The organism is Lysobacter sp. 5GHs7-4, assembly GCF_021284765.1.
Classification (GTDB): Bacteria; Pseudomonadota; Gammaproteobacteria; order Xanthomonadales; family Xanthomonadaceae; genus Lysobacter.
Map to the genome: position 1 here is coordinate 4361194 of NZ_CP089924.1, position 12350 is coordinate 4373543.

A 12350-nucleotide genomic window follows, 5' to 3' on the forward strand; every position below is an offset into this window, starting at 1 on the left:
GCCCGTCGCCCGCCTCGGCGCAAGCGGACCGCGGCTGGGCGCATGAACGCGCGGCGCACCATTTACGGCCGCAACCGGCCCGTGAAACACTCTCTCGGCCACCGAAACGGTGGCCGCCGCCTGGGGGGCGGCACGGACTCATACAGGGGAAAATCATGTTCGCACGTCTCGCGGCGGCCCTCGCCGCGCTTTGCCTTTCGTTCAACGCCGTCGCCGCCAAGCCGGTGCCGCTGCCCATGCCCATCGCCCAGGATCTGCCGGTCGAGCTGGTGATGAGCCAGCAGGAAATCGCCGTCGATGTGCCCAACACCGCCTCGGCGATGGGCGCCCAGTTCGGCCTGATCGGCGCCCTGATCGGCAGCGCGGTGCAGAACTCGCAGGCCAAGACCGCCGAGAAGCGCATCGCCGACATGCGCAACCTGCTGCTGGACTACCGCTTCAACGAGCGCATGGAACAGGCGCTGCGCGCCAAGCTGGCCGGCGAAGGCTTCTCGCCCAATCCGCAGGTGGTGGTGATGCCGACCGCCTGGGACGCCGCCAGCGCCAAGGACAGCGCGCAGCTGCCGCAGGACGTGCTGGTGCTGACGCCGCGCTACTCGATGAGCAACAACCTCGGCGGCCTGACCGTGCGCGTGCAGGCCGCTTACGTGCATCGCGAGCGCAAGAGCAACGGCAAGGTCAAGGAAACCCTGCGCTTCAACCGCCCCTACACCTTCCAGTACACGGTCGTGGATTATCCCGGCGAAGAAGGCGCGATCGATCGCCGCTGGCTGGCGATGGGCCCGGCCGGCGTGGGCGCGCTGATCGATCAGGGCATCGCCCAGGTCACCGACATGCTGGCCTACGACTTTTCCTCCGCCGGCCGCGCCGAAGCGGCGACCAAGGTCAAGAACGACAAGATCCCGTTCGCCGGCAACATCTACCGCGGCCGTTCGCTGCGCGGCACGCCCGACTACGTGTGGGTGCGCAGCGGCAACCAGTGGATGCAGAGCGTGACCGGCTACGCGACGCTCAACGCCGGCAAGATGACCGCCGCGGTGGCGCCGGTCGCCGCACCCAGCATCGCCGAAACGCCTGTCGCCGCGCCCGCCGATGCCGCCGCCGCGCCTGCCGCCGAGCCGGCTCCGGCCGCCGAAGCCGCGCCGGCACCCGCCGCCGACGCCGGCGCAGGCGGCCGATGAACCGCGCCGCGATCGCGCTGGGCATCGCCGCGACGCTCGCGCTGAGCGCCTGCAGCACCAAGGTGCACAAGGTGGTGGTGCGCGAGGACCGTCTGCAGCCCACGCCCACCGGCAAGAAGGCGCCGCGCCTGACCTGCGCGCACCAGCTCGCCGACGTGGTCGACGCCCGTCCCGCCGGCAATCGCGCCGGCGGCCTGGGCGCGCATCAGTTCCTGCTCGACGACGCGCCGGCATTGGTGCGCAAGCAGTTGTTGAGCCTGGGCATGACCGCCGCGGACGCGCCGGCCGACGCCGACGCGCGCCGCGTGGCGGTGCAGATCAAGCAGCTGTACCTGAGCCAGAACACCATCACCAAAGTACCGGTGGCGGTGTACAGCGTGCAGGTCGACGGCGCCGCACCGTTCGTGATCCGCGCCCAGGCCGCATCGATGAACTGGAACAGCAGCGAGGACGAGGCCTATCGGTCCCTGTCCGACAGCATGCACGACGCCAACCTGCAACTGGTCAACACGCTCAACAAGGGTTGCGGCGCGCGCAAGGCGGGCTGACCGCCGCGCCGACTTCGGCCGGGGTGGCCCTCCACCCTGGCCGTCGCACTCCACGGCAAGCTTGTCCTCCAGGCCCGCGTCCTTGCGTTACGAGCCAACAGGAGACTCACGCCAGGAGGGCAGGCCATGCATCGACACCGCGCCGCGAACCGCAAGCGTCCGCGCATCCAGCTCTGGTTCGGCCTGGCGGCCGCGCTGACCTTGTCGATGGCCGGCGCCGGCGAGACCACGGTCACGCCCAAGCCGCCCAAACAGCCGCACGAGGACATTTGCGCGCTGTCCACCGACAACAGCAACCCGCACCTGCCCTGGTGCGCGGACCGCCCCAACGTGCCCTGCCATCAAAGTCCGGACAGCTGCAGCAAACTGGCCGAAACCGTCAGCGGCGTATGCAAGACCACCTACGCCAACTGCTACGTCCGCTTTCCCAAGGTCTCAGACAAGAGCGCCTGCCACCGGAGCCTGAAGGAATTCCGCGAAGAGCTCGACGGCCTGGCCTGCAACTGGCCGCGCGATCCCGAACCGCTGGTCGGCAGCTGCGACGGCCAGGACTACGTCAAGTACGGCGACGTGCTGAAAGTCGGCGGCAAGCCGACCTGGCGCAACAACAATCCCGGCGCCCTCACCTGCCTGGCCGATCGCGCCGACTACGGCGCTTACGGCACCTGCAAGAGCTTCGCGATCTTCCCCAGCCTGCCGACCGGCGCGCACGCGCTCTATCAATGGCTGGTCGCCAACGCCGGCCGCTCCATCTACCAGTTCGCCGCCACCCACGCGCCGCCCGACAACGGCGCGCCGCTCAACAAGGGCAACGATCCGGGCGCCTACGCCGACAAGATCCTGGCCGAACTGCGCAAGGACAATCCCGGCAAGACCTACACCCGCAACACGCCGCTGGGTTCCTTGAGCGAGGACGAATTGGGCACCGTGGTGCGCGCGGTGACGCTGCAGGAAGGTTCGACCAGCCCGCTCAACCAGGGCCATACCTACGAACTCGACCAACCCGCGCTGATTCCGCCTGCGTTGCGCGCCTGCCTGGGATTGTAGGGACCGCGATGCGCGCCGCCTGTATGCTGGCCGCGGTCTGCATCCGCAGGCGTCGGCCATCGGGGAAGGCGTGACTCGAATTCTCTTGCCGCTGCTCGGCCTCGGTCTGCTGACGGGCTGCTCCGCGCCCACTTCCGGCACCGTGGCCGCCGACGTGATCCGCCTGTATCCGGATTGCCAGTTGGACAAGCTTCATCAGACCCGCAAGCTGGATGCGGAGGGCAAGGAAGTGCTGGCCAAGTTCACCTACACCTGCAAGAACGAAACCCACCTGCGCTACGGCAACCTGGTCTACAGCAAGGGCATGGACACTGGCTTCACCATCTTCTGCTGCGCGCGCGAAGCCAAGCCCGAAGAGATCTGACCACCGCGACCGTCAGTCCGACGCGGGCGCGGGATCGGCCAGGCTGTAGACGTAGGCCTGCACGCGCGTGCCGTCGTCCAGCGTGGCCGTGGTCAGCACGCGCCGATAGCCGTCGCCTTCGAACTCGTCCAGGCGCGGCCAGTGTTCGTCCATCCGCTCCGAACTGAACACCAGGCCCGCCACCTGCGCGCCGTGTTCGTCCAGCACGATGCCCGGGAAGCCCACCGCCGCGCCCCAGCCTTCCTGCAGCAGGGTGCCGGTGACGCTGGCCGGCTGCCAACGCCCAGGAATGTCCGCCATCACATGGGCATTGATGCGCCCCGGCGCGAGGGTGCCGTATACGAACAATCGCTGGATCATCGCCGTCTCACGCGTCTATGGTCGTGCGCCCGATTGTAGAACCTCGCCGCCGGCCTTCGCCTGGCCCGACGCCACCGGCTCGATGCGGCCACGACTTCCAGCCTATGCCGCGCGCTCTAGGCCCATGCTAGCGTCCGCACTCACGCCGCCGTGCGCCAAGTCGGGGTCGTCTCGTGCGCAGCATCCGATCGCTCGTCCTGGCCGCGTCCATCGCCGCCGCCTCGCCCGTCATCGCGCTCGCGCAGCCGGCGCCGGCCGACCGCCATCGGCAAGTCGATGCGATCTTCGCGCCCTGGAGCCAACCCGGCGCGCCCGGCTGCGCGGTGGGCATATCGCGCGACGGTGCGCTCGATTACGCGCGCGGCTACGGCATGTCCAACCTCGAATACGACCTGCCCATCGCCGCCGACAGCGTGTTCCAAAGCGCCTCGATCTCCAAGCAGTTCACCGCGTTCGCGATCGGCCTGCTGGCGCAGGAGGGCCGCCTCTCGCTGGACGACGACATCCGCCGCTACGTGCCGGAGATTCCCGACCACGGCAAGACGATCACCCTCGCGCACCTGATCCACCACACCGGCGGTTTGCGCGAGCAAGGCCAGCTGCTGAACCTGGCCGGATGGCGCGGCGACGATCTCTACACCGAGGCCGACATCCTGTGGGCGCTGAGCCGGCAACGGCGGGCCAACTTCGCCGCCGGCAGCGAGGTCGTCTACGGCAATGCCGCCTACACCCTGTTGGGCATCGTGGTGCAGCGCGTGTCGGGCCAGTCGCTGCGCGCGTTCGCCGATGCGCGCATCTTCCAACCGCTGGGCATGGCCGACACCCAGTTCCGCGACGACCATACCCAGGTCATGGCGCGACGCGCGTCGGCCTACAGCCCGCGCGAAGGCGGCGGCTGGCGGATCAGCGTGCCCAACATCGATCACTACGGCTCGACCAGCCTGCATACCAGCGTCGGCGATCTGCTCAAGTGGCAGCAGAACCTGATCGACGCGCGAGTGGGCGGGCGCACGCTGATCGACTGGATGCAGACCTCCGGCAAACTCGACGACGGCACCCTCACTCAATACGGCGCCGGCCTGCGTCTGGCCGGCTACCGCGGGCTGCGCATGATCAGCCACGACGGCGCCGACGGCGGTTATCGCAGCGACATGCTGCTGTTTCCGGATCAGCGCGTCGCCATCGCGGTGCTATGCAACGGCAGCCCGATCGCGCCGGATCAGCTCACGCGCAAGATCGCCGAGCTGTATCTGGGCGATCGCATGACCGCGCCCGCGCTGGCGCCCGCGGTGGCGCGTTCGGACGCCGATCCGGCCAGCCTGGCCGGCGTGTACTGGAGCCGCCAGACCGACGAAGTGGTGCGTCTGGAATTCAAGGACGGGGCCCTGCGCCAGGTCGGCGTTCCCGCGGCGTTCGTGCCGATCGGCGGCAACGATTTCCGTCCCGGCGAGCAGGCGCAGCATTGGCGCTTCGTGCCCGCCACCAACGCCATGCCGGCGCAGTTGCACATCAAGGATTTCTGGCCCACTGCGCGCAGTTTCGTACGCGTGGACAGCGCCCTGCCCGATGCCACCGCCCTGGCGGCGTTCGCGGGACGCTACCGCAGCGAGGACACCGACATGACCTACACGGTGCGCGCCGTCGACGGCAAGCTGGTGCTGTCCTGGCCGCGCCAGTTCGAGGTCGCGCTGGAAGCCGTGGGCGGCGAGCGGTTCGTCGGCTCGCGTGGGCTGGTCACGTTCGTGCGCAATGCCGACGGCGGCGTCGACGGATTCACGATCAGCAATCGCCGCCTGCGTCGACTGCAGGCGCTGCGGATCGCCGCGACCGATACCGCGCAGTCGCTTCCCAGCCAAGCCACAGGCGCCACGGCGCAGCGTTGACGGCCATTCGGCCTCGTTAAGACGGGGTGGCGGATCGACACATCGCTTTCACATCCGCGTACACAAGCCCTTGGCCGCACCGGTGCTAGCGTCGGCGCCTCATCCATCCGGGAGCGCAGCATGGACACGCAGCGGATTCATCGCGGCCGCCTGATCGATCACATCCAGTTGGTGGTGGAAGACCTTAAAGCCAGCCAGCGGTTCTACGAAGCCGTGTTCAAGGCCTTGGACATACCGATGAGCGGCAGCGGCGACGACTACTTCTGGGCCGACGAATTGTTCATCTCCACCGCCGGCAGCGAAGCGGCGCAGGGCAAGCTCACCGGGCGCCACCACTTCGCTTTTCAGGCCAAGGACCGCGCCGCGGTGGACGCGTTCCATCGCGCCGCGCTGGCTCACGGCGGCCGCGACAACGGCGCGCCTGGCGAGCGCAAGTATCACCCGGGCTACTACGCGGCGTTCGCGCTGGACCCGGACGGCAACAACATCGAGGCGGTGTACCACGGCGAAGGCAAGCGCAGCGCGGCGTCGGTCACCGTGGACATACCGGCTTGAGCGCGGCCTCGGCCGCGCGACTCAGCTCTTGTAGTTCAGCGCGCGGTTGATGCCCAGCGCGGCCAGCGTGCCGATCGCGCCGGACAGCAGGTACACGCCCAGCCAGGCCAGGCCGAACTGCGAGCACAGGCCCAGCGCGACCAGCGGCGCGAACGCGGCGCCGATCAGCCAGGCCAGATCGGAAGTCAACGCCGCGCCGGAGTAACGGTAGCGGCGGCCGAAGTTGGCCGTGACCGCGCCCGCCGCCTGGCCGTAGGACAGACCCAGCAGGGCGAAGCCGATCAGGATGAAGGCGTCCTGGCCCAGCGAGCCGGCCGCCATCAGCGTTGGCGCAAAACCGCTGAACATCGCGATCACGATCGCCAGGCCGCCCAGCGTGCGCGCGCGGCCGACACGGTCGGCGATCACGCCCGACAGCACGATCGCGCCGGCGGCGATGAAGCCGCCCAGGATCTGCACCAGCAGGAAGCCGACGATGGACTGGTCGGAATACAGCTTGATCCACGACAGCGGAAAGATCGTCACGATATGGAACAGCGCGTAGCTGGCCAGCGCCGCGAACGCGCCGACCACCACGTGCTGGCCCTTGGCGCTGAACAGTTCGCGGATCGGCGTGGGCTCCAGCTCCAGCTCGCCCATCTTGTCCTGGTATTCCTCGGCCACCACCAGGCGCAGGCGCGCGAACAGCGCCACCACGTTGATCGCGAACGCGACGAAGAACGGATAGCGCCAGCCCCAGCTCAGCAGGTCCTGCTCGCCCAGGCTGGCGTACAGGAACGCGAACACGCTGGCGGCGACGATAAAGCCCACCGGCGCGCCCAGCTGGCCCAGCATCGCGTACCAGCCGCGGCGTTCCTTCGGCGTATTGAGCGCGAGCAACGACGGCAGGCCGTCCCAGGAACCGCCCAGCGCGATGCCCTGCAGCAGCCGGAAAAACGCCAGCAACGCGATCGATATCCAGCCCAACGTGCCGTAACCCGGCAGGAACGCGATGCCCGCGGTCGCGGTGCCCAGCAGGAACAGCGCCACGGTCAGTTTGACGCCACGGCTCCAGCGCGCCTGAATCGACATGAACAGCACAGTGCCCAGCGGCCGCGCGACAAACGCCAGTGCGAACACGGCAAAGGCGCACAGCGTGCCCTGCAAACGGTCCAGGAACGGAAAGAACACCGCCGGGAACACCAGCGCCGAGGCGATGCCGTAGACGAAGAAGTCGAAGTATTCCGATGCGCGCCCCACCACCACGCCGACGGCGATTTCGCCCGGCGCGACGTCGGCATGCGCCTTGACGCCATGGTCGTGGGAAGAAGCGGTGGGGCCGGGAACGGTAGCCATCGGAGGGAGCTTTCTACGTCGGGCAGGGAAGGTGCGAGGCTAGGCTGACAGAGCCCGGGGCCGGAAGCGATAGGACAAAACGTCCAATACTCGTGAATGGGCGCGCGCACTACATTGGCGTCCATCAATCTAGCCTCAGTTCCGGCCTCCCCCCATGTTCATCGCACGCAGACTCCTGCCGACCGCGGCGCTGCTGGCCCTCGTCGGCCTGCTTTCCGGCTGCAACCTGGTGGTGCTGGACCCCGCCGGCGACGTCGCCGCGCGCCAGGGCCAGCTGATCATGGTGGCGACGGCGCTGATGCTGGTGGTGATCGTGCCGGTGATCGCGCTGACGTTCTGGTTCGCCTGGCGCTACCGCGCCGCCAACCGCAACGCCAAGTACACGCCGGACTGGGACCACTCCACGCAGCTGGAGCTGGTGATCTGGGGCGTGCCGCTGCTGATCATCATCGCGCTGGGCGCGATCACCTGGATCAGCACCCATCTGCTCGATCCCTACCGTCCGCTGGATCGCATCGCCGCCGGCCGCCCGGTGCCCGCGCAAGTGCAACCGCTGGAAATCCAGGTCGTCGCGCTGGATTGGAAGTGGCTGTTCCTGTACCCGGAAGAAGGCGTGGCCTCGGTCAACGAAGTCGCGGTGCCCGTCGACCGCCCGGTGCGCTTCAAGATCACCGCCTCCTCGGTGATGAATACGTTCTATGTGCCGCACCTGGCCGGCATGATCTACGGCATGCCGGGCATGGAGACGCAGCTCAACGCGGTGATCAACGCGCCCGGCGAGTACCAGGGCTTCTCCGCCAACTACAGCGGCGCCGGTTTCTCGCACATGCGCTTCAAGTTCCACGGCCTTAGCGACGGCGACTACCAGGCCTGGATCGCCGGCCTGCGCCAGAGCAAGCAGTCGCTCACGCGCGCGGCCTACCTGGAGCTGGAAAAGCCCAGCGAACGCGAGCCGGTGCGCCACTACGCCAGCGTCGACGCCACGCTGTACAACGCCATCCTCAACCGCTGCGTCGATTCCGAGCGCTTGTGCATGGACCAGATGATGGCGCTGGACGCCGCCGGCGGCCTGGGCCTGGACGGCCTGAACTCGCTGGCCATGCCGCGCCGCGGCGATCCGCGCCTGGGCGCCTACGTGTCCGCCGACGTGTGCACCGTCGAGCCCGCCAACCGTCCGTCCTCGCTGGCCGGCATGAAGGCGCCGTAAGGCGCGCCCCGCCACGCCCCGTATCGTCTCCGGAAGTACTGCGATGTCCCTCGAAAGCGGCACCTACCCCAGCTCTCCGATCTTCGGACGCATGACATGGGACGCCGTGCCCATGCTGCACGAACCCATCGTGGCGGCCACCTTCGTCGCCACCGTCATCCTGGGCCTGGCCCTGATGGCGGCGATCACCAAGTACCGCCTGTGGGGCTACTTGTGGAAGGAATGGTTCACCAGCATCGATCACAAAAAGATCGGCATCATGTACATCGTGCTGGGCCTGGTGATGCTGCTGCGCGGCTTCGCCGACGCGCTGATGATGCGCCTGCAGCAGGCGATGGCGTTCGGCGACAACCCGGGCTATCTGCCGCCGCACCACTACGACCAGATCTTCACCGCCCACGGCGTGATCATGATCTTCTTCGTGGCCATGCCGCTGGTCACCGGCCTGATGAACTACCTGGTGCCGCTGCAGATCGGCGCGCGCGACGTCGCCTTCCCGTTCCTCAACAATTTCAGCTTCTGGATGACCGTCAGCGGCGCGGCGCTGGTGATGCTGTCGCTGTTCTTCGGCGAATTCGCCGCCACCGGTTGGCTGGCGTATCCGCCGCTGTCGGGGGCGGCGTTCAGTCCATGGGTGGGCGTGGACTACTACATATGGGCGCTGCAGATAGCCGGCGTAGGCACCTTGCTATCGGGCGTGAACCTGCTGGTGACCATCATCAAGATGCGCGCGCCGGGCATGAGCCTGATGAAGATGCCGGTGTTCACCTGGACCTCGCTGTGCACCAACGTGCTGATCGTGGTGTCGTTCCCGGTGCTGACCGCCGTGCTGGCCTTGCTGGGCCTGGACCGCTACGTGGGCACCAACTTCTTCACCAGCGACCTGGGCGGCAACGCCATGATGTTCGTGAACCTGATCTGGATCTGGGGCCACCCGGAGGTCTACATCCTGATCCTGCCGCTGTTCGGCGTGTTCTCGGAAATCGTGTCCACCTACTCGGGCAAGCGCCTGTTCGGTTACTCGTCGATGGTCTACGCCACGGTGTGCATCACCGTGCTGTCCTACCTGGTGTGGCTGCACCACTTCTTCACCATGGGCTCGGGCGCCAGCGTCAATTCGTTCTTCGGCATCACCACCATGATCATCTCGATCCCGACGGGCGCGAAGATCTTCAACTGGCTGTTCACCATGTACCGCGGCCGCATCCGTTTCGAGGTACCGATGCTGTGGACCATGGGCTTCATGGTCACCTTCGTGGTCGGCGGCATGACCGGCGTGCTGCTGGCGGTGCCGCCGGCGGATTTCGTGCTGCACAACAGCCTGTTCCTGGTCGCGCACTTCCATAACGTGATCATCGGCGGCGTGGTGTTCGGCCTGTTCGCGGCCATGACCCACTGGTTCCCCAAGGCCTTCGGCTTCAAGCTGGACGACTTCTGGGGCAAGGTCTCGTTCTGGTTCTGGCTGGCCGGCTACTGGTTCGCGTTCACCCCGCTGTACGTGCTGGGCCTGATGGGCGTGACCCGCCGCATGAGCCATTTCGACGATCCCTCGCTGCAGATCTGGTTCCAGATCGCCGCCTTCGGCGCGGTGCTGGTCGCGATCGGCATCGCCGCGTTCCTGATCTGCATCTACGTCAGCTTCCGCAAGCGCGCGCAGCTGCGCGACGTCAGCGGCGATCCCTGGAACGGCCGCACCCTGGAATGGTCGACCTCGTCGCCGCCGCCGGACTACAACTTCGCCTTCACCCCGGTGGTGCACGACAACGACGCCTGGTGGGACATGAAGCAGCGCGGCTTCCAGCGCCCCAGCACCGGCTTCCTGCCGGTGCACATGCCGCGCAACACCCCCGCCGGCGTAGTCCTGGCGGTGCTGAGCACGGCCTGCGGCTTCGCCCTGATCTGGCACGTGTGGTGGCTGGCGGCGGTCTCGCTGCTGGGCATCGTCGGCTACGCGATCTATCACAGCTTCAATTACGACCGCGACTTCCACATCCCCGCCGAAGAGATCGCCGCGACCGAGCACGCGCGCAGCGAACAGTTGAAGGCCACCTATGTCTGAGTCCATCGCCCTGACCCGCGCGGACGGCTCGCCCGTGTTCCTGGACACGGCCGGCAGCCATCACCCGCAGAACGGCACGCTGTTCGGCTTCTGGCTGTACCTGCTCAGCGACCTGATGATCTTCGCCTGCCTGTTCGCCACCTACGGCGTGCTGGGGCGCAGCTACGCCGCCGGCCCGTCCGGCGCCGACCTGTTCGACCTGAAGCTGGTCGCGCTCAACACCGCCGTGCTGCTGCTGTCGTCGATCACGTATGGCTTTGCGATGATCGCGATGCAGAAGCGCAACAAGCGCGCGATGATCCGCTGGCTGCTGCTGACCGGCGCACTGGGCCTGGCCTTCCTGGGCATCGAGATCTACGAGTTCGCGCATCTGATCCACCTGGGTGCGGGTCCGCAGCGCAGCGCCTTCCTGTCGGCCTTCTTCGCCCTGGTCGGCACCCACGGTCTGCACGTGCTGTTCGGCGTGATCTGGCTGGCGGTGCTGTGCGTGCAGGTGCAGCGCCACGGCCTGACCCGCGCCAACAGCCGGCGCGTGGCCTGCCTCTCGATGTTCTGGCACTTCCTCGACGTCGTCTGGATCGGCGTCTTCACCTTCGTTTACCTGATGGGAGTGCTGCCATGAGCCAGCACGACGCGCACGATCTTCACGACGACCAACTCGAGGACGGTATCCCGCACGTCTCGGCGCGCGAGTACCTGACCGGTTTCCTGCTGTCGGTGGTGCTGACCGCGATTCCGTTCGGCCTGGTGATGGGCAACGTGGTTCCCAACGCCACCCTGATCGCGATCGTGCTGCTGGCGTTCGCGGCGGTGCAGGTGGTCGTGCACATGGTCTACTTCCTGCACATGAACACCCGCTCCGAGGGCGGTTGGAACGTGCTGGCGCTGATCTTCACCGTGGTGCTGGTGGTGATCGTGCTGACCGGTTCGCTGTGGGTGATGCATCACATGAATACCAACATGATGCCGAGCCTGCACGACATGCAGGACATGCTCAAGAACGCGCCGTGACCGTAACGCGGCCCGCGACCCAGGCAGCGCCCGGCCGCCGGCCGGTGCTGCTGGCCGTGTTCGCCGCCGCGCTGGCCGTGGCCTTCGTGGGCTTCCTGGCGCTGGGCGCTTGGCAAGTGCAGCGCATGGGCTGGAAGCACGCGCTGATCGCGCGCGTCGAAGCGCGCGTGCATGCCGCTCCCGCTGCGCCGCCCGCGCGCGCGGACTGGCCTTCGGTCGACGAGGAACGCGACGGCTACCGCCGCGTGCGCGTGTCCGGCCGATTCCTGCCCACGCTGGAGACGCGCACCCAGGCGGTGACCGCGCTGGGCCCCGGCAGCTGGGTGCTGACGCCGCTGCGCACCGACGGCGGCGACTACGTATGGGTGAACCGCGGCTTCGTGCCGTCACAGGCCACCACGTCCGCGGCGCCCACCGGCCCGGTCGAGATCGTGGGCCTGCTGCGCATCAGCGAGCCCAAGGGCGGCTTCCTGCGCAGCAACGACCCCGCGCACGCGCGCTGGTACTCGCGCGACGTCGCCGCGATCACGCGCGCGCGCAAGCTGCCCGCCAACGCGGTCGCGCCCTACTTCGTCGACGCCGAACGCGGCCCGCCCAGCCAGGCCTGGCCGCGCGGCGGCATGACCGTGGTGGCGTTCCGCGACCATCACCTGTCCTACGCGCTGACCTGGTTCGGCCTGGCCGCGCTGACCCTGGTGGCGGGCTACTTCCTGTTCGCATCGGAGCGCCGTTTGCGGCAAGATCGTGCGCAGCGAGGAGGCCCCCACGGTCATGCAAGCCCGATCCAGCGCCCATGAGGC

13 protein-coding genes are annotated in these 12350 nt (G+C 67.9%); 11 read left to right on the forward strand and 2 right to left on the reverse strand.

Going from position 1 to position 12350, the window contains the following annotated elements; translation table 11 throughout:
• The first annotated feature begins 155 nt into the window (after window positions 1–155).
• The 4 genes from LVB77_RS19700 (at window position 156) to LVB77_RS19715 (ending at window position 3140) form a co-directional block, all read left to right on the forward strand.
• Window positions 156–1181, forward strand: a complete 1026-nt coding sequence (locus LVB77_RS19700) for a hypothetical protein (RefSeq protein WP_232907893.1) — start codon at window positions 156–158, stop codon at window positions 1179–1181.
• Window positions 1178–1729 carry a hypothetical protein gene (locus tag LVB77_RS19705; RefSeq protein WP_232907894.1) on the forward strand — a complete coding sequence of 184 codons (552 nt, stop codon included), beginning with the start codon at window positions 1178–1180 and terminating at the stop codon, window positions 1727–1729. Before LVB77_RS19700 ends, LVB77_RS19705 begins: the two co-directional genes overlap by 4 nt.
• Window positions 1730–1855: 126 nt before the next feature.
• Complete coding sequence (locus LVB77_RS19710; RefSeq protein ID WP_232907895.1) at window positions 1856–2776, forward strand: hypothetical protein; 921 nt, start codon at window positions 1856–1858, stop codon at window positions 2774–2776.
• Between the two features lie 70 nt (window positions 2777–2846).
• Window positions 2847–3140: a hypothetical protein gene (locus LVB77_RS19715; RefSeq protein ID WP_232907896.1), complete on the forward strand. Its 294-nt coding sequence runs from the start codon at window positions 2847–2849 to the stop codon at window positions 3138–3140.
• A 12-nt stretch (window positions 3141–3152) separates the two neighbouring features.
• Here the strand turns inward: LVB77_RS19715 and LVB77_RS19720 are convergent, their stop codons facing one another.
• A complete protein-coding gene (locus LVB77_RS19720) occupies window positions 3153–3500 on the reverse strand; it encodes a gamma-glutamylcyclotransferase family protein (RefSeq protein ID WP_232907897.1) in 348 nt (115 codons plus the stop codon).
• Between the two features lie 173 nt (window positions 3501–3673).
• Between LVB77_RS19720 and LVB77_RS19725 the strand changes: the two genes are divergently transcribed.
• The gene (locus LVB77_RS19725) at window positions 3674–5383 is read left to right on the forward strand and encodes a serine hydrolase (RefSeq protein WP_232907898.1); all 1710 of its coding nucleotides are present in this window, start codon (window positions 3674–3676) and stop codon (window positions 5381–5383) included.
• A gap of 120 nt (window positions 5384–5503) precedes the next feature.
• Complete coding sequence (locus LVB77_RS19730; protein ID WP_232907899.1) at window positions 5504–5938, forward strand: VOC family protein; 435 nt, start codon at window positions 5504–5506, stop codon at window positions 5936–5938.
• A gap of 21 nt (window positions 5939–5959) precedes the next feature.
• Here the strand turns inward: LVB77_RS19730 and LVB77_RS19735 are convergent, their stop codons facing one another.
• On the reverse strand, window positions 5960–7273 hold the full coding sequence (locus tag LVB77_RS19735; protein WP_232907900.1) for an MFS transporter: 1314 nt from the start codon (window positions 7271–7273) through the stop codon (window positions 5960–5962).
• Window positions 7274–7427: 154 nt separating this feature from the next.
• Between LVB77_RS19735 and cyoA the strand changes: the two genes are divergently transcribed.
• From cyoA to LVB77_RS19760, 5 genes are all read left to right on the forward strand, one after another.
• On the forward strand, window positions 7428–8480 hold the full coding sequence (cyoA, locus tag LVB77_RS19740; RefSeq protein ID WP_232907901.1) for a ubiquinol oxidase subunit II: 1053 nt from the start codon (window positions 7428–7430) through the stop codon (window positions 8478–8480).
• A gap of 79 nt (window positions 8481–8559) precedes the next feature.
• Complete coding sequence (gene cyoB / locus LVB77_RS19745) at window positions 8560–10539, forward strand: cytochrome o ubiquinol oxidase subunit I (RefSeq protein WP_232910371.1); 1980 nt, start codon at window positions 8560–8562, stop codon at window positions 10537–10539.
• Window positions 10532–11161, forward strand: a complete 630-nt coding sequence (gene cyoC / locus LVB77_RS19750; RefSeq protein WP_232907902.1) for a cytochrome o ubiquinol oxidase subunit III — start codon at window positions 10532–10534, stop codon at window positions 11159–11161. Before cyoB ends, cyoC begins: the two co-directional genes overlap by 8 nt.
• Window positions 11158–11550 carry a cytochrome o ubiquinol oxidase subunit IV gene (gene cyoD, locus LVB77_RS19755; RefSeq protein WP_232907903.1) on the forward strand — a complete coding sequence of 131 codons (393 nt, stop codon included), beginning with the start codon at window positions 11158–11160 and terminating at the stop codon, window positions 11548–11550. Before cyoC ends, cyoD begins: the two co-directional genes overlap by 4 nt.
• Window positions 11547–12347 (forward strand): SURF1 family protein, encoded by an 801-nt coding sequence (locus LVB77_RS19760; protein ID WP_232907904.1) that lies wholly within the window; start codon window positions 11547–11549, stop codon window positions 12345–12347. Before cyoD ends, LVB77_RS19760 begins: the two co-directional genes overlap by 4 nt.
• Window positions 12348–12350 lie beyond the last annotated feature (3 nt).

Coding starts and splice junctions, on each gene's coding strand:
- LVB77_RS19700 (WP_232907893.1), top strand. CDS start 156: ATGTTCGCACGTCTCGCGGCGGCCCTCGCCGCGCTTTGCCTTTCGTTC.
- LVB77_RS19705 (WP_232907894.1), top strand. CDS start 1,178: ATGAACCGCGCCGCGATCGCGCTGGGCATCGCCGCGACGCTCGCGCTG.
- LVB77_RS19710 (WP_232907895.1), top strand. CDS start 1,856: ATGCATCGACACCGCGCCGCGAACCGCAAGCGTCCGCGCATCCAGCTC.
- LVB77_RS19720 (WP_232907897.1), bottom strand. CDS start 3,500: ATGATCCAGCGATTGTTCGTATACGGCACCCTCGCGCCGGGGCGCATC.
- LVB77_RS19730 (WP_232907899.1), top strand. CDS start 5,504: ATGGACACGCAGCGGATTCATCGCGGCCGCCTGATCGATCACATCCAG.
- LVB77_RS19735 (WP_232907900.1), bottom strand. CDS start 7,273: ATGGCTACCGTTCCCGGCCCCACCGCTTCTTCCCACGACCATGGCGTC.
- cyoA (WP_232907901.1), top strand. CDS start 7,428: ATGTTCATCGCACGCAGACTCCTGCCGACCGCGGCGCTGCTGGCCCTC.
- cyoC (WP_232907902.1), top strand. CDS start 10,532: ATGTCTGAGTCCATCGCCCTGACCCGCGCGGACGGCTCGCCCGTGTTC.
- cyoD (WP_232907903.1), top strand. CDS start 11,158: ATGAGCCAGCACGACGCGCACGATCTTCACGACGACCAACTCGAGGAC.